The sequence below is a fragment of the Chromatiales bacterium genome (assembly GCA_024234935.1).
Lineage (GTDB): Bacteria > Pseudomonadota > Gammaproteobacteria > Steroidobacterales.
This window is the reverse complement of record JACKNI010000002.1, coordinates 12,433-35,046: the sequence shown is the minus strand read 5'-3', so window position 1 is coordinate 35,046 and position 22,614 is coordinate 12,433. Positions and strand designations below refer to the sequence as shown.

Here is a 22,614-nt window from a genome sequence, read left to right as displayed (position 1 = left end):
GCTCAGGCAACGCTGCAGACCGGGCAGTCCGGCTTGCGCTGGATGGCCACGCTGCGCGTTGCGCCGCTGAGGCCGTCGTATGCCCAGAGTCGGTTGCCGAGGCCGGAGTCGAGCCCGAGCAGCAGCTTCAGTGCTTCGGTGGCCTGCATCGCGCCGACAGTGCCTGCGACCGGCGCGAGTATTCCCTGTCCCGCGCAGCTTTCGAAGTTCTCGTCTTCGTCGGAGTACAGGCACCGGTAGCAGGGTCCTGTGCCGCGGTTGGGGAAGACCGCGAGCTGGCCTTCGAAGCGGATCGCCGCACCGCTGACCAGCGGCTTGCGGGTCGCCACACAGGCCTCATTGATGAGCAGGCGCGTGTGGAAGTTGTCCGTGCAGTCGAGTACCACATCGCAGCCCTGTGCTGCGGCCTTCAGTGCGTCCACATCGAGTTGCCGGTTGAGCGTGTCCACCCGTACCGACGGGTTGGCCTCGCGCAGGCGCACTGCTGTGGTTTCGGTCTTGAAGGCACCCACATCGCCAGCGCGGAACAGCAGCTGGCGGGGCAGGTTGCTGGCATCGACGCGATCGAAATCGTTGATCAGCAGCTGACCGATGCCGGCGTTGGCCAGATACAGGCTGGCGACCGAACCGAGTCCGCCGAGCCCGACGATCAGCGCACTGGACTGCGCCAGCCGTTCCTGACCCTGTGCGCCGAACTGTGGCAGGGCGATATGCCGGGCGAAGCGCAGTGAATCGTTCATGCGGCCAGCCGCCCCTCGGTGACTCTGGGCTGTCCGGCCATATCCGTCAGTGTCGTGATGGATTCGAATCCCGCCTGCTTCAGCAGGCTCTGCACGGCAGTTGCCTGCCGGAAACCGTGCTCGAGCAGCAGCCATCCGCCGCTGTCCAGGTGTGCCGGGGCGGCTGAAATGATACGCCGGATATCCGCGAGACCATCGCGTCCGCCGCTCAGTGCGAGTCGTGGTTCAAAGCCGAGCCCGGGATCGGTCTCGCGCCATTCATCGTCGGCGATATAGGGCGGGTTCGAGATGATGACGGCAAACCTCTCACCGTTCAGCGCTGCAAACCAGTCGCCAAAATGGAAGCTGAGGTTGCCCGTTTCCAGCACGGTGGCATTGTGTCTGGCGACAGCGAGGGCCTCGTGGCTGAGGTCCGTCGCGACGACGCGACACTCCGGCCGTTCCAGGGCGATCGCTATGGCGATCGCGCCGGTTCCGGTACCCAGATCGGCGATTGCCTGCGGTGTCCGGGGCGGAATGCGGTTGAGGGCCTGTTCCACCAGCAGCTCGGTTTCGGGTCGCGGTACCAGGGTGTCTGCCGTGACGCTCAGCCTGAAGGACCAGAACTCGCGCTGGCCGAGGATCTGTGCCAGCGGGCGATGCCGTGTGCGCTCGCCAAGCAGGACGGCGTAGCGGGCTGCGGCTTCGGCGGGCACGGCTGCTGACAGCGTCCGGTAAAGGTATTCGCGCCGCTCATCGAGCGCGTGGGCCAGCAGCAGTTCGGCATCAAGGCGGGGCGAGTCGCTGACCGTGCCCAGCATGCGGGTGCCTTCGCGGAGCAACTGGTCGGTGCTCGTACCGGTCGCCGGGCCGGGCTCGGGACTGCGTTCTGCGGACATGCCGCCTATGTTAGCCTGCCCTTCGCGCAGGAGATCAGTCGATGTCAGCCAAACCACCTTCAGGAAAGCCCGGGACCGGTCATGCACCGGCCCGACAGTTGGCTACCCGCTGCATTCATGGTGGAGCAACCACCGATGCCGCGACCGGTGCGGTGATGCCGCCGATCGTCACCAGCACGACCTTTGCCTGGGAGGGATTCGGTCAGCCGCGCGAGCATATCTACACGCGCTCCTCGAACCCGACCCGCGATGCGCTCGAACGCTGCGTCGCCGAGCTCGAAGGCGGCGCGCGCGGGCTGGCTTTCGCCTCCGGACAGGCCGCAACTGCCGGCGTACTTGATCTGCTCGATGCCGGCAGTCATGTGATCGCGCCGCTCAATTTCTATGGTGGCACGCGCCGGCTGTTTGACGAGGTGCGCCGGCGTACCGGTGATCTCGATTTTTCATTCGTCGACATGTGTGAGCCTGGTAATGTCGAAGCCGCGCTGCGGCCGGAAACCCGCCTGATCTGGATCGAGACACCGACCAATCCGCTGCTGCACATCGTCGATGTTGCAGCCGTAACGGCGCTGGCCCGCGCGCGCAACATACCGAGCTGTGTGGATAACACCTTTGCGACGCCCTGCCTGCAACAGCCGCTGCGGCTGGGCGCTGATCTGGTCATGCATTCGGCGACAAAGTATCTGGGCGGTCACTCGGATGTGCTGGGCGGAATCGTCGTCGCTGCCGATGCGGAGCTGGGCAAACAACTGCACCAGCTGCGCAGTGCATCCGGCGGCGTGCTCGGACCCTTTGATGCCTATCTGGTCCTGCGCGGTATCAAGACTCTCGCGCTGCGCATGGAGCGTCACTGCGCGAATGCGCTGGCAATCGCGCAATTCCTGAACGGACATGCGCGTGTGGAGCGCGTGTTCTATCCGGGTCTGCCGGGTCATCCAGGTCATGCGCTCGCGAAGCGGCAGATGAGCGCTTTTGGCGGCGTGGTCTGTTTCGAGATCCGCGGCGGGCCAGGCGCCGTCGGCGAATTCCTCAACCGCTTGCAATTGTTTGCCATCGCCGAGAGCCTGGGCGCAGTGGAGAGTCTCGCCGGGCAGCCGGCAACCATGAGCCACTCGAGTGTGCCGACCGCTGAACGGCGCCAGATGGGCATTGCCGACAATCTGATTCGCCTGTCTGTCGGTATCGAGGCCGAGGCAGATCTGCTCGCCGACGTCAGCCATGCGCTCGAACATCATTGATGTCTGATGTATCAGATGGAGGTCAGGTCGACAGGCAGCGCTCGCTGCCCGAGAGTGGAAAGCCGGATCAGGCCGACGTATCGGGTCGGCCTGATCCGGCTCTGCGACTTATGCTGGCAATCTTTGCCTGGCTACGCCGGGCTCAGGCCTGAGCGTCAGTCGGTGGTTTGTTGACGGCGATACGCCGCGCCGGGCTCAGGATTGCCAGTACCACCACCACGATCAGCGCAACCACCACCAGGCTGATTTCCATGGCGTACTTTTGCGGCTGCACCCAGATCTCGGTCATCTTGCCCCACTTCTCCAGGATCTCATTGATGTTGTAGGCGATGATCGCAGTGGGTATCGCATAGCGCAGGGCCGGGGCCATGCGCTGGAACCACCACAGTCGCTGGATCAGATAAGCCGCCCATATGGCAAAGAATATGATCGACGCAAAGGTGAACCAGTGGTCGACGCCGAGAATGTTGGGGTTGTAGCAGAGCAGCAGCCAGATGTAGCAAAACCAGGTGACATAGATCGTTTCCAGGGCAACGATCCCGGCAATATTGCGTTGCTGTACGGAACCGCGCTCACCTGGACTCAGGTGCAGATTGCGATGCAGCCACATGAACAGGTTGCAGCGCGTGTCCTTGTTGTAAAAGAAATACATCAGCGAGGCCATCATGACGCCGATCGAGGACAGCATCACGCGGTATTCGCCCTTGGTGGGTTTGGCACCCCACATGACATCCTGCACACCGAGCTCGTCAGCCGTGTAGACAAAATTGAATTCGATCCAGGTCAGCCAGATCAGGCTGCCCCCCAGGAAGCCGAGCAGGGTGGCCGTATTTTCCGACTTGTTCCTGCCGATCCAGACCATCGCCGCACCGATGAAGCCGCCGACGATCGCGACGGTCGTCACGTTGTCCGGAAACCACTTGTGCTCCATCAGGTACATCACCGTGTGGCCGAGTCCCTGCCAGATGTAGACGATGAGCAGTGCGATGACCGCAGGCAAAGGGGCCTGATAAAGCTGTTTGAACCGGGACATGCTCTTCTCTCTTCCTGTTTCGATGGGAATATACTTATAACAATAACAAGCGCAGCTCCGCAGGGGTAGCTCTGCAACGAGAGTCAGCTCTGCAGGCTCTGCGTTGCAATCAGGGCTGCTGCCGGCTTTCTGTACAGCAAGGGCGAAGACCCAAGCTGTTGTTTTCGATCAGTCTGTCCTCGTATTGGTTCAACGGCGTCTGTAACTGTCCGATCTCGTGTCGGCTGGCTATACAAATGCCGCCACGCATGATCAGGCCGCACGGCGGGCTGGCCCGGATTTCGCCTGTCATGGCGACCACCTTGTGATCGCCGTCACACTTTTCGGCCCAATATCCCGGCTTCTGTCAAATTCTGCGGTGTTCAGACGGATGGTGGCGCGGAATTTGCTCGCCATTCAGGCAAGGCGGCCAAATGCTCGTGCACTCCGGAGGAGTAGCCAGCCAAGTTGCTGATGTGTTAAAAGAAATCACGAGTAAACGCCAGGGCGGAAGAAGGGATTCACACAATGAAAAAATCATTTTTAAGCATCGCAGCAATGGCGACCTTGCTGGTCATGTCCGGTAGCGCGAACGCCCAATCCAGCACTGACTGGCAGAGCATCAACATCGATCGCGAGGCGATACTGGCCAAATTCTGCGAACGATACCCCGCTGCACGGATATGCACGCAGGTCATACGCGAAGTTCCCGAAATTGATGCGAGCTCGGGCACCCAGGCGCTTGCGCTGGTGCTCGGTGTTGGCCTGCTCAGCGCAGAAGGTCTCCGCCGTCGTCGTCGGGCGATTCGCAGCCGCTGATTCCACTTCACTGACACCGGGTGGCTTGAGTCACCCGGTGCTCTACAACCTCCGTATCAAGATCCGGTTAACGGGCGTCCCGTTCTGCGGTGGCGGGTCGCCTCCCGTGCTGATACCCGTTATGACTTGCGTCACGTGACGCACAGGCTCAGCATTGACCGATGTTCCAACGACAGGAGTACAGGTGTTGAGTGTCGCTCACAAATGGCTTGAACAGGAACCATGGCCCACAGCGGTAATGCCCAAGCCGCTGCTCGAATCGCGTATCGAGCGGGTGCTGACCATGACCAATATCGGATATCTGGGTACGGTCAGAAAGGATGGCTCACCCATCGTCAGTCCTGTCGAGTTCTATGCGGACGGGCTGTCGGTGTACATTTTTCCGCAACCCAACAGCCCCAAGGTCAAGGCCCTGCGCCGCGACCCCCGGGTGAGTTTCGCGGTCGCCAACCCCATGGCGGGCTGGGCTTGCGTCATGGGTGCGCAGTTTTTCGGCAAGGGCACCCTGCTGGATCCGGATACGCCGGAGTGGGAGCACGGGATGAAGGTCTTCAAGTGGGTGGCTTCAAGTTTCGAGCTCGGCAAGATCAATGCGCAGCCGCCCCGAGGCCAGTTGCTGCGCATCGATCCGGACCGGATCGTCTATACCGAGCACTTCATGCGCAAGGAAGGTTACGCCCCGCGGCAGATCTGGGAACCGGGCGCATCGGGCGCGAAGGTTGTTCCAGGCAGGAATGCCCCGGTTTAGCCAGCCGCGTGCCAGGGTTAAGATGCGGCCCCGGATGGGCGGGTTCTCGACGGCAGGACATGGCATGAGCAAGCAACTGGCGCCAGGCATACAGGACCGGCGTTCGACGATCATGGGTTATGTGCTCGCGCTGCTGTTCTTCGTACTGTTCATAAACATCATCAATCTGCCGAGAACCGCGCTCGATCAGCGGGCCACGCTGCGGCTGATCCACGACAGTCTCGGCCTGATCGTGCTGTTGCTGGCGGCAGTTCGACTGTACTGGTACTACCGTGACCCCGCACCCCGGCCACCGCAGGGCCTGCCGGAGAGTTCCTTTGCCTTCAACCGGGCCATTCTGGTGTTCCTCTACGCGACCTTTACGGTCACCGGAGTGATCGGCTTCATCTATGCATGGGGCGAAGGGCGCGACATCGTACTGTTTGGCGCAACCCTGCCGGCGATGGTGGCGCGCGGGGAAGCGGTGCGCATTCCCATGGGTTATCTGCACAGTTCGCTCGGGTTCTACTATCTGATGCTGCTTTCCATCTGGTTTGTCTTCGGTTTTTACCAGCATTGGCGCTACAAGGTCGGCCTGCGCCGGCTGCTGCCTGGCGCCCGGGTCTGAGTTCATGGTGCTGAATCACGACGTTGCGGAGAGCGGAACTTGAGCGTTTCGGCGGGTACCCGCATTTTTCATTCGACGGTGCTGCTGGCGTTCCTGGCGCTCGCGGTGTTTTTTCCATACATCTGGTTCGGTGTAGTCCCCTTCGGGACCGACGACGTCGTACCTCAGGCCGAGATCGACCGGCTGCTGGCAGGAAAAAACCTTCCCGACTACTACGCAGAGCCGCTCCCGCCAATATCGGCTGAAGAACTGGAAGCGGAAAAGGTCGCCTTCACCTGGTGTCGTTTCTGTCACACCCTTGAAGAGGGAGGTGAGAACCGGGTCGGGCCGAACCTCCACCGGATCGTCGGCAAGCCGGCGGCTGTCGCGCCGCACTTTGTCTACTCGCAGGCGTTTATCGATGCGCGCAACAACGGGCTGGTCTGGACACCGGAGACGCTGGCTGCATTCATCGCCGCCAACAAGGCCGTGGTGCCGCATAACCGGATGCGATATCCGCCGATGATCGGTTTTGAAGTCAGCGCGGAACGCGATCGCCAGATGCTCGATTATCTGCTGCGCATGACGCGCTGAGACGCCGTTTCAGGCCTCAAGTTTCAGCCAGTCGGGCAGCGTCAGTCCCTTTTCGGCCAGAAACTGCCTGTTGAACAGCCGCTGCCGGTAGCGTAGCCCCGAGTCGCACAGCAGGGTCACGATCACGTGACCGGGGCCCAGCATTCCTGCCATGCGCAAGGCGCCGGCGAGGTTTACGGCACTGGAGCCGCCGACCAGCAGGCCTTCTTTCCGGATCAGTTCATAGACGAGCGGAATCGATTCGCTGTCCGGGATCTGGAAGGCGACATCCACGGGTGTGCCTTCGAGATTGGCGGTAACCCGGCTGTTGCCGATGCCTTCGCTGATCGAACCGCCCTCGGCCTTGAGTGCACCGTGCGTGTAATAGTTATACAGCGCAGAGCCCTGGGGATCGGCAAGACCGATCCGGATCGCGGTATTGCGCGCCTTCAGGCCGCGCGCGGTACCGGCCAGCGTGCCGCCGGTGCCGACCGAGCAGACGAAGGCATGCACGCTGCCGTTGGTCTGTGCCCAGATCTCGGCCGCCGTGGTCTGCTCGTGCCAGTCGCGATTGGCCGTGTTGTCGAACTGGTTGGCCCACGCCGCGCCCTGCGGGGAACTCTTGTCCAGCGCCTCGGCCAGGCGTCGTGACTGATGCACGAAGTGGTCCGGATTCGTGAAGGGGACGGCCGGCACCAGCCGCACATCGGCACCATAGGCGCGCAGCGTATCGACCTTGTCCCGACTCTGGTTGTCAGGCATCACGATGACCGTGCGATAGCCGAGACTGTTGCCCACCACGGCGAGACCGATGCCGGTATTCCCGGCGGTCCCTTCGACGATGATGCCGCCTGGCCGGAGCGTGCCGCGCCGTTCGGCATCGCGCACGATGCCGAGCGCTGCGCGATCCTTGACCGACCCGCCCGGATTCATGAACTCGGCCTTGCCGAGGATCTCGCAACCGCTGGCGTCCGAGAAATGGTTGAGGCGGATCAGCGGCGTGTTGCCGATGCAGTCCACGAGTCGGGTGAATGCGGGCTGGGTCATGTCGGGCTTCTGTGCGGGGTGATCCGGCAGCAAATTTTCAGTTGTCGAGTGCAGCGAGCTGTTCCGCCTGGTACTCATTGATCAGGGGTTCGATCACCTGGTCCAGATCGCCTTCCAGGATGAAGTCGAGCTTGTACAGCGTCAGATTGATGCGGTGATCGGTGACCCGGCTCTGCGCGTAATTATAGGTGCGGATGCGCTCGGACCGGTCGCCGGTGCCGACCTGGCTCTTGCGCCGCTCGGCCTGTTCGCTGTGCTGTTTGCGCAGTGCCGAGTCGAGCAGTCTGGCCTTGAGCAGGGCGAGCGCCCGGGCCCGGTTCTTGTGCTGCGAACGTTCATCCTGGCATTCCACGACGAGCCCCGAAGGCAGATGCGTGATGCGCACTGCCGAGTCGGTCTTGTTGACGTGCTGGCCACCGGCCCCGGAGGCCCGGTAGGTGTCAATCCGCAGCTCCGCCGGGTTGATCGCTATGGCGTCGATCTCCTCGGGTTCGGGCAACACGGCCACCGTACAGGTGGAGGTGTGCACGCGTCCCTGCGCTTCCGTTTCCGGTACGCGCTGCACGCGGTGGGCGCCGGATTCGAACTTGAGCCGTGAATAGGCGCCGTGACCGATGATCCGGCTGATGATCTCCTTGTAGCCGCCATGTTCGCCGGCACTGGAATTCACGATCTCGATCTGCCAGCCGCGCGACTCCGCATATTTCGAATACATGCGGAACAGGTCGCCGGCGAAAATCGCCGCTTCGTCGCCGCCGGCCGCCGCACGGATCTCCAGATAGATATTGCTGTCGTCGTAGGGATCCTTCGCGATCAGCTGCAACCGCACCTGCGTCTCGATGGCATCGAGCTCACTGCGTGCGCGCGCGAGTTCTTCCTGTCCCAGGCGGCGCAGCTCCGCATCGCTGTCATTGATCATGTCCATTGCTGCTGCCTGGTCGCCCTCGGTCTTCCGCCAGGTGTGAAACAGGCGGACCACGGGTTCGATCTGTGCGTATTCGCGGGACAGGTCGCGGAAGCGGGCCTGGTCACCGAGTATCTTCGGGTCGGTCAGCAATCCGCCCAGCTCTTCGGCGCGGGCGGCAAGTTTCTCGAGTTTTCCGACAATGGAGGCCTGCATTACGGCTATTATCTCTGACGTGAAGCATCGCGCTGACCCACAAGATTACCGCATTGCTCCGGTCGCACTGCTACTTGCGTTGTCGGTCCTGACAAACGCGGTCGCTGCCGATGCCCCGGACAGCCCGGATCTCCACCTCCAGCTGGCCGAGCAGGCCCTGCAGGACAGGGAGCTGGTTACGGCTGCCCGCGAGTTCACGGTTGCGGCCGAACTCAGTGACGACGTGACACTGGTCGAGCGGGCGACCCAGTTTACGTTTGGTGTCGGCTTTGATGCGCTGGCGGAGCGTGCTGCAGAACGCTGGACGGTGCTTGCGCCGGACAACCAGATCGCCTACGCGATCCTCGGGCGACTGCAGTTGCGGCGACATGCGATCGATGCAGCAACCGCGAGCTTTGAGCGCGCGCTCGGCTCCGTGGAGCCGCGCCGTGACGAGGTCTATCTCGCGCTTGCCAGTGACCTGGGCACGGAGGGCAATGCGCAACTGGTGACCCGGCTCTTGTCTCGTCTTGCGGCACAGGATCCGCTGGCGCCGGGCTTGCAGCTCGCGCTCGGTACCGCGGCATTGCGGTCGGGGAATCCTGAACTCGCCCTTGCTGCCGGAGAGCGCGCGTCCCAGGACGATCCGGGCTGGACCGAACCGCAGCTGCTTGTCGCACGCGCGCTGATGGCGACAGGACGGACGGATGAAGGCCTGGAGCGTGCCGCTGCGCTGGTGGCCGAAGACGAGAGCCCGCTGTCGGATCTCGCCTATTCCCGGCTGCTCGCCGATGCCGGCAAGATCGATGCGGCGCGCGCCAGGCTCGATGGACTGGTTTCACGCTACGGTGAGCGCACTGAAATCACCCGCACACTGGCATTTATCGATATGGCTGCCGGTGATCTGGATGCCGCGGACCGGCGCTTCGAAGAACTGGAAACGGCTGGCCAGGACCGTTTTGAAAGCTTCTATTACCGGGCGCTGATTGCCGTGGAGAAGGGCGATGCGGAGGGCGCACGCCGCTACTATCAGCGGATCAGTTCCGGGCCCTATCTGGTGCCGGCGCAACTTGCCATCGCCGAAACCTTGCGGCGTGAAGACCAGCTGGAGAGTGCGATCGAAAACCTGGAGGCTTTCAGGGAGGACCATCCGGCGCAGGCCTGGGAGGTGTTCCGGTATCAGGCGGAGTTGCTGCAGCTCGCCGGACGTCCGGTCGAGGCACTCGCGGTATACGACGAGGCGCTCGAGTACAAGCCGGCTTCGATTGAAATCCTGCTCTCGCGCAGTGGCCTCCTGGAGCAGCTCGACCGGATTGACGATGCGCTTGCCGATCTGGAGCGGGCGGTGCAGATCGCGCCGGACGATGCCCTGGTGCTCAATGCCTACGGTTATATTCTCGCCAATCGCACACACCGGAGCCGGGCCGCCTGGATCCAGGTCCGACGCGCGCTCGAGCTGGCGCCTCACAATCCGCCCATCCTGGACAGCGTCGGCTGGGCACTGTTCAGGATGGGCCGCCATGAAGAGGCGCGCAGCTATCTCGAGGAGGCCTACGCGCTGCTGCAGGATCCTGAGCTGGCGAGCCACCTTGCCGAGATCTACTGGAAGCTGGACGAACGCGAGCGGGCCCGCGAACTCCTGAATGCGACGCTCGAGGCCTGGCCGGACAGCAAGCCGGCGCAACAGACTGCGGAGCGGCTGCTGCATTGATCAGGTGTACCGGTCAGCGGGGCTGTCTGACGACCCTGCGCCTGTTGTCCTTGTTCCTCCCGCTGCTGGCCGGCTGTGCCACCCAACGCGTGGAAGCTCCAGTCAGCGCAGAGTCACCGGCCGTGCGCCAGGAACGTTTGCTCGGACTGGTCCAGTGGGAAGCGCGTGGTCGCGTTGCCTTCAGGTCCGCGGACAAGGGCGGGCAGGGCAGTCTGCAGTGGTTGCAGGATGGTGCTGCCACGCGGATTCACCTCAGTGGACCGTTTGGGGCCGGCGCCTATCAGATCGACTCGCTGCCCGGGCAGATCACTGTCCAGTCGCGCGGCTCCGAAGCCGCGCTCGAGTATCTCGGGCCGGATGCAGCGGAGCGGTTTCTGGTCGAGCAGGTGGGCTGGTCTTTTCCGGTGCGCAGCGTGCGCTACTGGCTGCTCGGTCTGGCAGATCCTGCGACGCCGGCGGTACAACAGTCTGATGCCGCCGGGAGGCTCCGCGAGCTGCTGCAATCGGGTTGGGTCGTGCGCTATGAAGACTATGCACAGGGTGCTGCCACGTGGCTGCCGCACAAGCTGGTGGTCGAGCGGGAAGATGTGCGCTTGCGTTTCGTGATCGACAGGTGGCTGTTCTGACCGCTGCCCCTCACCGCCATGAAAGCGTAAGATTGCGCCCCGGCGTGCGCCGATGCGATCTTGGGGCGTAGCCAAGTGGTAAGGCAGCGGGTTTTGATCCCGCCATCCGCAGGTTCGAATCCTGCCGCCCCAGCCAGCATCAGATGAATACAGAGAGTCCTATGGAACTGCCCAATATTGCGATTCTTGCCGGCAATGCCAATCCGGAACTCGCCCAGCGCATTGCCCGCCACCTGAAGCAGCCGCTCGGCCGTGTGCAGGTTGGCAAGTTCAGCGATGGCGAAGTGCTGGTCGAGGTTTACGAGAACGTACGCGGGCGTGACGTGTTCATCGTGCAGTCCACCTGCCCGCCGGTCAACGACAACCTGATCGAGCTGCTGGTGCTTGCCGATGCCTGTCGGCGCGCTTCGGCGGCCAGCATAACGGCGGTCATCCCCTACTTCGGATACGCGCGCCAGGATCGCCGCCCGCGTGCTGCCCGCGTGCCGATCACGGCCAGCATGGTGGCACGGATGATCTCCGAGTCGGGTATCAAGCATGTGCTGACGGTCGATCTGCACGCCGACCAGATCCAGGGCTTTTTTTCCATTCCGGTCGACAACGTCTACTCGTCGCCCGTGCTGCTCGGCGACCTGTGGCGCTGCAAGTACGAGCCGATGGTCATCGTCTCACCCGATGTCGGTGGCGTGGTTCGCGCCCGGGCGATCGCCAAGCGCATGGACGATGCCGAGCTTGCGATCATCGACAAACGCCGGCCGCGCGCGAACGTGTCCGAAGTGATGAACATCATCGGTGAAGTCGAAGACAAGGTCTGCGTGCTTATCGATGACATGGTGGATACGGCCGGTACGCTGTGTCATGCCGCCGCAGCACTCAAGGATCATGGCGCCAGCCGCGTGGTGGCTTATGTCACCCATGCGGTCCTTTCCGGTCCGGCGGTTGACCGGATCGCCAGTTCCGGGCTCGATGAGCTGGTGGTCACCGATACCATTCCGTTGTCGGCGCCGGCCATTGCCACGGGCCGCATCCGGCAGCTAAGCGTGGCTGAACTGCTGGCCGAGACCATGCGCCGTATCAGCCAGGCTGAATCAGTCAGCTCCATGTATCTGGACTGATCACGGGTCTGGGGGCGCTTCCAGCGCTGCCTGCCGTGCTATGATCCGCGGCCCTTCCGTCACGGCTCCCTGGTCGCAGGGGAGTTTGTCCATGGCGGCGGGTCAACCAGGAGAATAAACATGGCACATCAGTTCAATATCGCCGCGGAAACCCGGCGTGATGCAGGGAAAGGTGCGAGCCGCCGCCTGCGTCGCGAAGGCAAGATTCCCGGCATCATGTACGGCGGCGGAGAAGCTCCCATTGGCATCGCCTTCGACGCAAATGCCCTGCACCGGGGCATGGCCGAAGAGGCGTTTCTTTCCAGCATTCTCAATGTCACGCTGGATGGCAAGACACTGCAGGCGATCGTCCGTGACTATCAGCCGCATCCGGCCCGACGTACCGTATTGCACCTCGATCTGCAGCGCGTCGTAGCCACCGAAGAACTGCGCATGACGGTGCCGCTGCACTTCATCAACGAGGCGCTGTCCAAGGGCGTCAAGCTGGGTGGTGGTTCGGTTTCGCATCTCATGACCGAAATCGAGATCAGCTGTCTGCCGAAGGATCTGCCGGAATATATCGAGGTCGATATCGAACCGATGGAACTCAACGACATGCTGCATCTGCGCGACCTGAAGTTGCCGGAAGGCGTCGTGATCCCGGGTTTCGTCGCACATACCGACAGCGATCTGCCGGTCGTGCATCTGCATGTCCTGCATGTGGTTGAAGAACCGGTGGCCGAGGCGGCCGCTGCCACTACTGAAGCGGCCGCAGCGCCCGCAGCCGGCGCCGAGAAGGCTGCCGAGAAGCCGAAGACTGACAAGAAGTAGGCCGGATGCCGGTACCCGCTGCTGGCGAAGCGGCGGGTACCGGCTTTCCTGCAGTCACGCGGAGGGATACGCCAATGCTGATCGTGGGGCTTGGTAATCCCGGTCCGAAGCATGTCGGTGATCGCCACAACGTCGGCTTCTGGCTGGCGGATCTGCTTGCGGCTCATATCGGTACAACATTCTCGACTGCGCAGAAGCTGCAGGGCGAGGAGTGCCGTGGCGTGCTTGCCGGCAAGCCAGTGCGCATCGTCAAACCCGCGACCTACATGAATCGCAGCGGGCAGTGTGTCCGGCGGGTTCTCGCCTATTACAACATCCCGATGGAGCAGCTGCTGGTCCTGCACGATGAACTCGACCTGCCAGCCGGCAGTGCGCGTCTCAAGCGTGGTGGCGGACATGGTGGACACAATGGGCTGCGCGACATCCTCGCGAGCTGCGGGCCCGACTTCATGCGCCTGCGCATCGGCATCGGCCACCCCGGCCACAAGGATCTGGTTACTGACTATGTACTGCATGCCCCGGGCAGGGCCGAGCGCTGCGAAATCGTCGAGGCGCTCGGCGAATGCCTGAAGGCCATCGAGCTGCTGACGGCAAGCGGGCCTGAAGCAGCGATGCAGCAGCTGCACTCGGCCCTGCCGCGCAAGAATGGCGGCGCCGGGTTCGGGCCGGCCGGCTGAAGCGCATGTCGCCGCACCCGGTAATTTACCGGCTAACGTCCTGTGCAAAGGCTGCGTTCCTCTCCAGCCTGGCGCTGTTCTCGGCTGCTGATGCTGCCGATGCGCCTGCCTATCGGGCACAGGGGCTCGATACCTCAACCGTCAATTTCGTGCTGGGTAATTTCGAATTCGTGCTGCTGCACGAGCTGGCGCACGTGGTGATCGGCGAGCTCAAGGTGCCGGTGCTCGGGCCGGAAGAAAACGCGGCTGACTATCTCGCCGCAACTGCGCTCTTGAACACCACACGTGATGATCCCGTCAGCTACCGGCGCGCCAATACCTGGTTGCTGGCTGCTGCCGAGGGGCTCAGGCTTTCATGGACTGCCGGCACCGCGCGCGCCGGCGAACTGCCGTACTGGAACAATCACTCCCTCAATATCCAGCGCTTCTACTCGATCGCGTGCCTGCTCTATGGCAACGATCGCAAAGCCTACGCTGACCTGCCGGTGGCTATCGGCATGCCGGTATCGCGGGCCGAGGGCTGTGCAGCCGAGTGGCAGAAGGCCGACCAGTCCTTTCACTGGCTGCTGGATAATTTCGGGCGCAAACCCGGTGAAACCGCTGGTCCGGAGATTGCCATCATCTACGATGTGCCGCAGAGCCTGGCTGCGGCCGAGCTGCTGCGCGCCGTGCGGAAAGACGGCATGCTCGAACGGGTTGCAGCTGCGATGCGCGAGCGAATCATCCTGCCACGGAAAATTGCGCTGCACATGCGTTCCTGTGGTCGTCCGGAGGCGGCCTGGCAGCCTGAGCGGCAGGAACTGGTGCTCTGCTTCGAACTGCTGGATGCGCTGTACAAGCTGAGTGACAGCCGGCAGCCCGGGTTCAACCGTTCAGGAGGTATGCAGTTGCTGCAGTTTCCAGCCGTCGCTGGTACGGATCAGGGAGGCTGTCCCGCGACCACTGCCGAAATCCATCTCGGGGCCTGATTTAGGCAATATATTGAAAACGAAACTGACCGTTGCGAGATCACCGTCGACTTGAGCGCGAAGTACGGACAGGCGAAAGCGCACTTTGGCGAGATCAGCCAGTTCTGCCTTGAGGTGATTGTCGCGGTAGTCGGCCCAGCCCTGGTTGAGGTGCTTGCCTTCGATCATCATGAAGCGCTCGTCAGCCAGCACGAAATGTTCCGGAGCTGCGAGCTCGCCTGAGGTCAGTGCATCGTGATAGCCGGTCAGTGCCGCTACCACCTCCGCTTCTGCAGGTGATAAACCGCTCCCGGTCATCCGGACCGGTCCTCCTGCTGCGGCCGGTGCATGACCTTCGTCAGGCGAATCGGCTTCGGCATGCGAGTGTTCTGCACCCGACTCGTGGTCATGCCCTTCAGCGGTGACCTGCGGCAAGGCCATGACGCCGAGTCCGTGCCGATAGACGAGATCCGCACCGCGCAGGCCGGTACCAGTCAGTCCAGCGAAAGCAAGGAGCAGGACGACAGCAAAGGCCGGGCCGACCCCCTGCCCGCGACGAACGCGCAGGACATTCCAGAGTGCCAGCAGCAAGAACAAGGTGGCTGTTCCCAGCGCCCAGAACTTGTGGTTCTCCATTGCAAGATGGGCGGAATCATCATGAGTGACTGATCCGGCGGCCTGGAGGCCTGCTGCAATGGTCAGTACGGTCAGGGCCGCACCGAGCCACAGGTTCCAGTTTGCGGTGGTTTCAATGCCGTGCGCAGAGTGGTTGCGGCCCCTGAAAGCCGAGATGAGGAACAGCAGGGTCGCTATCGTCAGCAAAGCAATCGTGAAGTGAACGAAGATCGGGTGCCAGTTGGGGACGACTTCAATCATGTGCGGAGATCCTCCTCGGCAAAACGTCGATTTCCCGGCCGCCAGCCCGGCGCTGATTTTGGCAGCGCAGCAGAGCCGGGGCGAAACGGCTGGCCTTCATGGCATGATCGGTATCGGCCACCATCCTCGTGCAATGGTGGTCACTGCGTCAAACAAGAAGAATCAATAAATCGGGATCACCATCATGAGAACCCTTTTTTTCGGTGTGTTGCTCTGCCTGTGGTCTGCCACAGCGCTGGCACAGCCCGCTGCTTCCGGAGGGCCGGCACAAAACCCGCCCGATCGCTATGTGCTGGTCCATGCCGGCACCCTGCTGGCAATTCCGGGTGTCAGACCGCAGACGAAGATGACGGTCGTGATCAGGAACGACCGTATCGCCGCGATCGAGAAGGGCTATATCGCCACGGTTGCCGACGCGGCACCCGGGTCCGAGTTGCAGGTCATCGACCTGTCCGACCGGTTTGTGCTGCCAGGCCTGATGGATGCCCACGTACACCTCTGGCATGAGCCCACTTTCTCGAGGCATCGTGCGGAGCGGGGTGACCGTCACCCGTCGTGGCCGGGTGTTCCGGGTACGGGTGCGGAGGGTGCGGTCAACGCGATGATCTATGCACGCCGCAATCTGGCCGCCGGATTCACGACGCTGCGCGATCTCGGTTCGGATGACCAGTCCGTGTTCGCTGTACGCAATGCGATAAACGCCGGCAGGATGATCGGTCCGCGCATTCTTGTGGCCGGTTCCGCCATCGCGGTGACCGGTGGCCATGGTGACACGACACCCATGAGCCTGACCGGCGACGAGATGACGCGTCTGGTCAACGGTACCTGTGATGGCCCGATGGAGTGCCGAAAGGCTGTGCGCTACCAGTACAAGCTGGGTGCCGATGTCATCAAGTTCACCTCGACGGGAGGATTCGGTTCCAACACGGGTCTGGAGCCGCAGCTCTTCCCGGACGAGATTCAGGCAATCGTCGCGACGGCGCATCTCGTCGGCCTGAAAGCGGCAGCACATGCCTACTCGCCGGTTGCGATCAAGGAAGCGGTACGTGCCGGCGTCGATTCCATCGAGCATGGCTTTCTGCTCGATGACGAGGGGATCGCCATGATGAAGAAAGCGGGCACCTTTCTGGTGCCGACACTTTCGGCGAGCTATCCGCCACCGATCTTTCGCATCCCTGATCCGCCCTCGGTCAGGCTCAGGAACGAATACCGGGCTTTTGAGCGTGCCTATGCCGCAGGACTGAAGATCGCCTTCGGTACTGACGCGGGAACCTTCACGCACGGCACCAACGCCAAGGAGTTTGAACTGATGGTCGGTTTCGGCATGACGCCCATGGATGCCATCCGCTCAGCCACCGTCATGACGGCAGAGCTGTTCGGGATTTCGGCGGAAGCTGGTACGCTCGAAGCAGGCAAACTGGCTGATCTGGTCGCCGTAAAGGGCAATCCGCTCGAGAGCATCGCTGTTCTCGGCAATATCGATTTCGTCATGAAAAGTGGCCGCATCGCAAAGCAGGATGGCCGCATGACCGAGCCTTTCAGTTACCCTGCTTTCCTTGAGTAGACTGTTCCATAAAACCTTCAACAACGGAGTCAAGAAAAGATGCATTCCAGACAGGTATTTTCAGACCGCATTTTGAGTGCCACCGGCCTGGCCGTGAGCCTGCTGCTTGGCGCACCGCTGGCATCCGCCGGAGAAGCTGCGGCCCCTGCCACACAGGCGGGCACCGAGTTGCCTGTACGGCTGATTCCCAATGTGCCGAAGAATGCCGAGGCCTATTACGGCCCTGACAGCCTGCATGTGATTGCCCAGACGCAGGACCCACTGGCGCTCAAGGCCGAGGGGCGGGACAGCGGCGCCCTGACCTATACCTTTACCGACCAGGGTACGGAGGTACGTCGCATCAACGACAAGGGTCAGGATGCGTGTTCGTATTTCTTCCCCGATGGCAAACGCCTGGTCTGGACCTCAACCAGAGACAACATGGACATGCCGATCGGCAACTGGTCGGATTCCGATGACTACCCGCAGGGTGCCGAGCTGTATATCTCGGATCTTGACGGCAGCAACGTCAAGCGCCTCACCAACAACAAGTACTACGAGGCGGAGGTCTCGGTATCGCCCAATGGCGAATGGATCGTATTTGGCCGGCAGATCGACGGCAAGATGGATCTCTGGCGCATGCGTCCGGATGGCAGCGACGAGAAGCAGCTCACCTTCACGGACGACTGGCAGGAAGGTGCGCCTTTCTATCTGCCGGACAACGAGACCATTCTCCACCGTGCCTGGAAGCGCAGTGAGTATGGCAAGGTCCGGCCGACGCCAATGACCGTCTTCACCATCAAGAACGATGGTACCGAGCATATCGCGCGTACCTTCGATCGGGACATGAACTGGGCGCCGTACCCGGCACCCGACGGCCGGCACTACGTCTTCGTGCGTATCGTCGAGAACAACAACTGGGAAATCTTCCTCGGTGATCTTGCCGGTGGCGAACCGAAGCGTCTGACTTTCAATCCCGGCTTCGACGGCTTTCCCTCCCTGTCACCGGATGGCAAGAAGATGCTCTTTGCGCGCAGCACAGGCGGCGGCTTCATGGCGAACCTTTATACCCATGTGATGGACGTCTCCTCGCTCAACCTCGGGCCCGAAAACTGGAAGGGCGTACCGGCAATTTCGCCGCCGAAGTAACAGGGTTCATTTGATGACCAGTATTCGTAAGGGGTCAGGCGCCCGCCGCCTGCTGGTGACCGGCCTGGTTGCCGGTCTTGCACTGGGTGCGCCGTGTTCGCTCCTTGCGGATCAGGCCGTGCTGCATATGAAGATCGGGGATCCCGGCCGCAAGGGCCGGGAAGTCCCGGTTGTTCTCGATGGCATCACCGATACCGGTACCGGCGCGCTGATCACGCCGCAGGAAATGGCGCAGAAGCTTGCCGGTACCGGAATTCTTTTCATCGGCGAGAACCATACCAATCAGGAGTTCCATGACGTCCAGTTCCGTACGATCCGGGCGCTGCATGAAGCCGGGCGCGAGGTGCTGATCGGTCTGGAGATGTTCCCCTACACCGAGCAGGCGGTGCTCGATAACTGGAACGCCGGTCTTTACACGGAGAGCGGCTTCGTCGAACTGGCTGCCTGGTACGACAACTGGGGTTACCACTGGAATTACTACCGGAACATCTTTCTGTACGCGCGTGAGAACGGCATCAACATGTACGCGGTAAACAGTCCGCGCGATGTGGTGAAGTCGGTACGCGCCAAGGGCTTTGCAAATCTGACACCGGAGGAGGCAGCGCACCTGCCGCCGAAGCTCGCAGCAGAAAACGACGAGCACCGGAGCATGTACCGCGCCTTCTTCGACAAGGACGACAAGCTGCACATGAATGATGCAGCGCTCGACGGACTGTACCGGGCGCAGACCATGTGGGATGCCACAATGGGCTGGAATGCCCTGCAGGCGCTCAAGCAGCACGGTGGCCCGAATGCGATCATGGTAGTGCTGATCGGCGCTGGTCATGTGACCTTCGGTCTGGGCGCCGAACGGCAGATCGATTCGTACTATGACGGGCGCATCGCGTCACTGATTCCGGTGACCGTGGTGGACGATGACAAACAGCCGGTGAAGGAAGTCAGGGCCTCCTATGCAAACTTCGTCTGGGGGCTGCCCGAGGAAATCGATACCGTTTATCCGGGTATCGGCGTATCCCTGATGGGCTCGCTGGGCAAGGAGCCCGGGCAGATCATCCAGGTCAGCAAGAAGTCGGTGGCAGAACGGGCCGGGCTGAAAGTCGGCGATGTGCTGCTGAGTTTTGACGGTACGCCGATCAGCTCGGAAAAGACGCTGCGCAAGCTGGTTGCTAACCATCGCTGGGGCGATATGGTCAAAGTCGTGATCCGTCGCGATGGAAAGGAATCGGTACTCGATGTCAATTTCCGGCGTGCTGCCCGGTAGGACAGTGCCTGTGTCAGGAAACTAGCCGGGATATCGGGCCCGCATCAGTCGTGCGCCAGCACCGAGCGCGCGAAGCTTGCCGAGCGCGACCTCGTAGGCAATCGGTGCCATGCCGCAGTTCGTGCACGGCATGATGCGTTCGAGGTCCGCGTGTTCGGCGGCAGCCAGCAGGGTAGCGAGGACTTCTTCCGGTGTCTCGATGTGCTCCGCGGTCACCTGAATCGCGCCGACCATCAGCTGCTTGTCGGGCAGCAGCCGCAGCAGCGACAGCGGTACTCTTGATCCGGCACATTCCAGCGAAATCTGGTCGATGCGGCTCTCATTCAGTGCGGGAAAGATTTCCTCATATTGCCGCCATTCGCCGCCCAGCGTCGCTTTCCAGTCGATATTGGCCTGGATGCCATAGCCGTAGCAGATGTGTACGGCAGTGCTGCAATCGAGTCCTTCGATCGCGCGGTGCAGTGCCTCGATTCCCCAGTCCTTTACCTCTCGGGTGAATACGTTGAAAGCCGGTTCATCGAACTGGATGATATCCGCACCGGCGGCGACCAACTCGTGCGCTTCCGCGTTGAGTATTTCGGCAAAGGCCATTGCCATCTGCGGCCGGCTGCCGTAATAACCATCCGCGATCGTATCGCAGATCGTCATCGGACCGGGCAGCGTGAACTTGAACTTCCGTCCGGTTTGCGCACGACTGAAGCGCACTTCATCGAGATGCACGGGAGCGGGTCTGCCGGGTGGTGCCACGACCGTCGGTACGTCGAGTTCATAACGGTTGTTGCGGATGCCCATGCGGGTCATCTTCTGCCAGTCGATGCCGGTCAGGCCTTCAAGAAAGCCATGCACGAAGTGGCTGCGAAACACCTCGCCGTTGGTGACGATGTCGATGCCTGCTTCTTCTTCGTGTCGCATCCACTCTGCCGCTGCGCGGCGTTTACCGTCTTCCAGCGCATGGCCGCTGAGCTTCCATGCGCCCTTCAGGGTTTCCGGTTCCGCGAGCCAGTCGGGTCGAGGCAGACTGCCGGCGATAGTCGTCTCAAACATGGGCATGTACCTGGGTAATGGCGGCTCCGTTTGGCGCCGGCGTTGCAGAAACGCAATACGCGCTGCGCTGTTGTCCGCATACGATCATGTGGTCATCAGGACAGCCGGGCTATATTCTACGACTGCCGTATGGAGGTCAGAGCAATGAGTGCTGTTTCGCGATTTTTGTTCAAGGTGGTGCTTTGCCTGCTGACGTTGCCCGCACTGGCAGCGATATCGCCGGATCTTGATGGCCTTGTCGAGGTCAAGGCAAAGCGCATGGATGAGGCTTACCTGCTGCCTGGCGCGGATTTTCGCCAGTACACGGCGGTCATCATCGACACGCCCGACGTGGCCTTCGACAAGGACTGGATGCGCAACATGAATGAGACGCGCACCCTGTCCCATCGCGTCAGCCAGGCGGATGCCGGGAAGATCGCCGAGGCCACCCGTTCCGGGCTGGTGGAAGTGTTTCAGGAGGAGTTCCGCAAGGCGGGTTACACCATCGCAACCGCACCGGGGGCCGATGTCCTGCGCCTGTCACCATCCATCGTCAAACTTTATATCAACGCGCCGGATGTCATGGCACCGGACCGTTCGCGCACCTACACCATTGATGCCGGCGAGGCCACGCTGCAGCTGAAGGCCCGTGACTCGGTCAGTGGCGCCTTGCTCGGCATGGCAATTGATCGACGCGAGGCGCGTGGTAGCGGCTTTGTCACCTGGACGAACAGCGTGACCAACCGCAGCGATTTCAGGCGCCTTTTCCAGCAGTGGGCCAGGATCTGCATCAAGGGGCTCGATGAACTGAAGGCCGGTTCGCCGGTTTCACCTGAGCCGGTACAGCCGAAGTAAGCAGCAGATTCGGCGGGAAAACACCTTCCAGAGGTGCGCCCCGGGCGGATATTGGCCGGCCAGCGGCTTTTTCCTGTAAATTGGCCGCCCTTCTGAACATCCCGGTTGCATTTCATGGCCATTCGCTGCGGCATCGTCGGCCTGCCCAATGTCGGCAAGTCCACCCTTTTCAACGCACTGACTGCGGCAGCGATTCCTGCCGAGAACTATCCGTTCTGTACCATCGATCCGAACGTCGGCATCGTCGAAGTGCCGGATCCGCGCCTGCAGGAACTTGCCGCGCTGGCCAACCCGCAGCGCCTCCTGCCGGCTACGGTCGAGTTTGTCGATATCGCCGGGCTCGTCGAGGGTGCGTCGAAGGGTGAGGGGCTCGGCAACAAGTTCCTCGCCAACATCCGCGAGACGCACGCCATCGCGCACGTGGTTCGCTGCTTTGAGAACACCGACGTCGTGCATGTGTCCGGGCGCATCGACCCGATACACGATATCGAAGTGATCAATACCGAGCTGTTGCTGGCCGATTATGCGGCAGTCGAGAAGGCGACTGAAAAGGCCGAGAAGCAGGCCAAGGCCGGCAAGAAAGAAGATCTGGTGCGGCGTGATCTCCTGCAGAAACTGCGCGCGCATCTGGACAGCGGCCAACCGGCACGCACGTTTCCGGTACCCGACGAGCATCGCCAGGCCATCGACGAGATGTTCCTGCTCACCGCCAAGCCGGTGATGTATGTGGCCAATGTCGACGAGAGCGGTCTGGCCGGCAACGAGTTCGTGGACAAGGTACGGGCCCATGCGCTCAAGGACGGTGCCGAGGTGGTCGTGGTCTGCGCTGCCATCGAAGCCGAGATCGCGCAGCTCGACGAGGGCGACAAGCTCGCGTTCCTCGAAGACCTCAAGCTCAGTGAGCCCGGTCTCAACCGCGTGATTCGCACCGGCTACCGGTTGCTGGGCCTGCAGACCTATTTCACTGTAGGGCCCAAGGAAGTGCGCGCCTGGACCGTCCATGAGGGCGACACCGCGCCGCAGGCTGCCGGCGTGATCCATACCGATTTCGAGAAGGGCTTCATCCGCGCCGAAGTCATCGCCTACGCCGACTACATCGCTGGCCGGGGCGAGCAGGGCGCCAAGGAGGCCGGGCGGCTGCGGCTGGAAGGCAAGGAATATCTGATGCAGGAAGGCGATGTGGTGCACTTCCGCTTCAACGTGTAGGAGTGGCTTCAGCCGCGACCCCTTCCCAGCGCGACCGTCCGCCGCCGTTTTCTTGACACCCGGCAGGCCGGCTAA

General features: G+C 62.1%; 23 protein-coding genes and 1 tRNA gene. 17 read left to right on the top strand and 7 right to left on the bottom strand.

Annotated features, from left to right (window positions below; translation table 11 throughout):
- Positions 1–2 precede the first annotated feature (2 nt).
- Together H6979_05515 and prmC are read right to left on the bottom strand one after the other, a co-directional pair.
- Entirely contained in the window at positions 3–740 is a 738-nt protein-coding gene (locus H6979_05515; protein MCP5139292.1) for a HesA/MoeB/ThiF family protein, read from the bottom strand.
- Complete coding sequence (gene prmC, locus H6979_05510) at positions 737–1,618, bottom strand: peptide chain release factor N(5)-glutamine methyltransferase (GenBank protein ID MCP5139291.1); 882 nt, start codon at positions 1,616–1,618, stop codon at positions 737–739. Before prmC ends, H6979_05515 begins: the two co-directional genes overlap by 4 nt.
- A gap of 41 nt (positions 1,619–1,659) precedes the next feature.
- On the opposite strand from prmC, the gene H6979_05505 reads away from it, so the two are divergent.
- The gene (locus H6979_05505; GenBank protein ID MCP5139290.1) at positions 1,660–2,856 is read left to right on the top strand and encodes a PLP-dependent transferase; all 1,197 of its coding nucleotides are present in this window, start codon (positions 1,660–1,662) and stop codon (positions 2,854–2,856) included.
- Between the two features lie 142 nt (positions 2,857–2,998).
- On the opposite strand, the gene H6979_05500 is transcribed toward H6979_05505, so the two are convergent.
- Complete coding sequence (locus tag H6979_05500; GenBank protein ID MCP5139289.1) at positions 2,999–3,889, bottom strand: hypothetical protein; 891 nt, start codon at positions 3,887–3,889, stop codon at positions 2,999–3,001.
- A 507-nt stretch (positions 3,890–4,396) separates the two neighbouring features.
- Here H6979_05500 and H6979_05495 point away from each other — a divergent pair.
- The 4 genes from H6979_05495 to H6979_05480 all read left to right on the top strand — a co-directional run bounded on the left by H6979_05495 (position 4,397) and on the right by H6979_05480 (position 6,615).
- A complete protein-coding gene (locus H6979_05495; protein MCP5139288.1) occupies positions 4,397–4,687 on the top strand; it encodes a VPEID-CTERM sorting domain-containing protein in 291 nt (96 codons plus the stop codon).
- Between the two features lie 187 nt (positions 4,688–4,874).
- Positions 4,875–5,435 (top strand): pyridoxamine 5'-phosphate oxidase family protein, encoded by a 561-nt coding sequence (locus tag H6979_05490; protein MCP5139287.1) that lies wholly within the window; start codon positions 4,875–4,877, stop codon positions 5,433–5,435.
- Positions 5,436–5,499: 64 nt separating this feature from the next.
- Positions 5,500–6,042, top strand: a complete 543-nt coding sequence (locus tag H6979_05485) for a cytochrome b/b6 domain-containing protein (protein ID MCP5139286.1) — start codon at positions 5,500–5,502, stop codon at positions 6,040–6,042.
- A gap of 39 nt (positions 6,043–6,081) precedes the next feature.
- The gene (locus H6979_05480; GenBank protein ID MCP5139285.1) at positions 6,082–6,615 is read left to right on the top strand and encodes a hypothetical protein; all 534 of its coding nucleotides are present in this window, start codon (positions 6,082–6,084) and stop codon (positions 6,613–6,615) included.
- Positions 6,616–6,624: 9 nt separating this feature from the next.
- Here the strand turns inward: H6979_05480 and H6979_05475 are convergent, their stop codons facing one another.
- A complete protein-coding gene (locus H6979_05475) occupies positions 6,625–7,641 on the bottom strand; it encodes a cysteine synthase A (protein ID MCP5139284.1) in 1,017 nt (338 codons plus the stop codon).
- A 37-nt stretch (positions 7,642–7,678) separates the two neighbouring features.
- Entirely contained in the window at positions 7,679–8,761 is a 1,083-nt protein-coding gene (gene prfA / locus H6979_05470; protein MCP5139283.1) for a peptide chain release factor 1, read from the bottom strand.
- A 79-nt stretch (positions 8,762–8,840) separates the two neighbouring features.
- Between prfA and H6979_05465 the strand changes: the two genes are divergently transcribed.
- The 7 genes from H6979_05465 (at position 8,841) to H6979_05435 (ending at position 14,647) form a co-directional block, all read left to right on the top strand.
- Complete coding sequence (locus tag H6979_05465; GenBank protein ID MCP5139282.1) at positions 8,841–10,451, top strand: tetratricopeptide repeat protein; 1,611 nt, start codon at positions 8,841–8,843, stop codon at positions 10,449–10,451.
- Positions 10,448–11,077 carry an outer membrane lipoprotein LolB gene (lolB, locus tag H6979_05460; GenBank protein MCP5139281.1) on the top strand — a complete coding sequence of 210 codons (630 nt, stop codon included), beginning with the start codon at positions 10,448–10,450 and terminating at the stop codon, positions 11,075–11,077. The genes H6979_05465 and lolB overlap by 4 nt, the downstream gene beginning before the upstream one ends.
- A 61-nt stretch (positions 11,078–11,138) precedes the next feature.
- Positions 11,139–11,213: transfer RNA gene (locus H6979_05455), tRNA-Gln, on the top strand.
- A gap of 31 nt (positions 11,214–11,244) precedes the next feature.
- Positions 11,245–12,192, top strand: coding sequence for a ribose-phosphate pyrophosphokinase (locus H6979_05450; protein ID MCP5139280.1), 948 nt, complete (start codon positions 11,245–11,247; stop codon positions 12,190–12,192).
- A 120-nt stretch (positions 12,193–12,312) separates the two neighbouring features.
- Positions 12,313–13,002: a 50S ribosomal protein L25/general stress protein Ctc gene (locus tag H6979_05445; protein MCP5139279.1), complete on the top strand. Its 690-nt coding sequence runs from the start codon at positions 12,313–12,315 to the stop codon at positions 13,000–13,002.
- Between the two features lie 74 nt (positions 13,003–13,076).
- On the top strand, positions 13,077–13,679 hold the full coding sequence (pth, locus tag H6979_05440; protein ID MCP5139278.1) for an aminoacyl-tRNA hydrolase: 603 nt from the start codon (positions 13,077–13,079) through the stop codon (positions 13,677–13,679).
- Between the two features lie 5 nt (positions 13,680–13,684).
- Positions 13,685–14,647: a hypothetical protein gene (locus H6979_05435; GenBank protein MCP5139277.1), complete on the top strand. Its 963-nt coding sequence runs from the start codon at positions 13,685–13,687 to the stop codon at positions 14,645–14,647.
- Here H6979_05435 and H6979_05430 read toward each other — a convergent pair.
- A complete protein-coding gene (locus H6979_05430; GenBank protein ID MCP5139276.1) occupies positions 14,552–15,502 on the bottom strand; it encodes a nuclear transport factor 2 family protein in 951 nt (316 codons plus the stop codon). The two genes, H6979_05435 and H6979_05430, sit on opposite strands and share 96 nt — an antisense overlap.
- 184 nt (positions 15,503–15,686) lie before the next feature.
- Between H6979_05430 and H6979_05425 the strand changes: the two genes are divergently transcribed.
- Genes H6979_05425 through H6979_05415 form a run of 3 tightly spaced genes read left to right on the top strand, consistent with a single transcriptional unit; the run spans position 15,687 to position 19,455 of the window.
- On the top strand, positions 15,687–17,066 hold the full coding sequence (locus H6979_05425) for an amidohydrolase family protein (GenBank protein MCP5139275.1): 1,380 nt from the start codon (positions 15,687–15,689) through the stop codon (positions 17,064–17,066).
- 39 nt (positions 17,067–17,105) lie between these two features.
- A complete protein-coding gene (locus H6979_05420; GenBank protein ID MCP5139274.1) occupies positions 17,106–18,194 on the top strand; it encodes a PD40 domain-containing protein in 1,089 nt (362 codons plus the stop codon).
- 13 nt (positions 18,195–18,207) lie between these two features.
- Positions 18,208–19,455, top strand: coding sequence for a ChaN family lipoprotein (locus H6979_05415; GenBank protein ID MCP5139273.1), 1,248 nt, complete (start codon positions 18,208–18,210; stop codon positions 19,453–19,455).
- Positions 19,456–19,476: 21 nt separating this feature from the next.
- Here the strand turns inward: H6979_05415 and H6979_05410 are convergent, their stop codons facing one another.
- Positions 19,477–20,499: a methionine synthase gene (locus H6979_05410; protein MCP5139272.1), complete on the bottom strand. Its 1,023-nt coding sequence runs from the start codon at positions 20,497–20,499 to the stop codon at positions 19,477–19,479.
- A 144-nt stretch (positions 20,500–20,643) separates the two neighbouring features.
- Here H6979_05410 and H6979_05405 point away from each other — a divergent pair, with 144 nt between their 5' ends.
- Entirely contained in the window at positions 20,644–21,333 is a 690-nt protein-coding gene (locus H6979_05405; GenBank protein MCP5139271.1) for a DUF3313 family protein, read from the top strand.
- Between the two features lie 114 nt (positions 21,334–21,447).
- Positions 21,448–22,539 carry a redox-regulated ATPase YchF gene (gene ychF / locus H6979_05400; GenBank protein ID MCP5139270.1) on the top strand — a complete coding sequence of 364 codons (1,092 nt, stop codon included), beginning with the start codon at positions 21,448–21,450 and terminating at the stop codon, positions 22,537–22,539.
- Positions 22,540–22,614 lie beyond the last annotated feature (75 nt).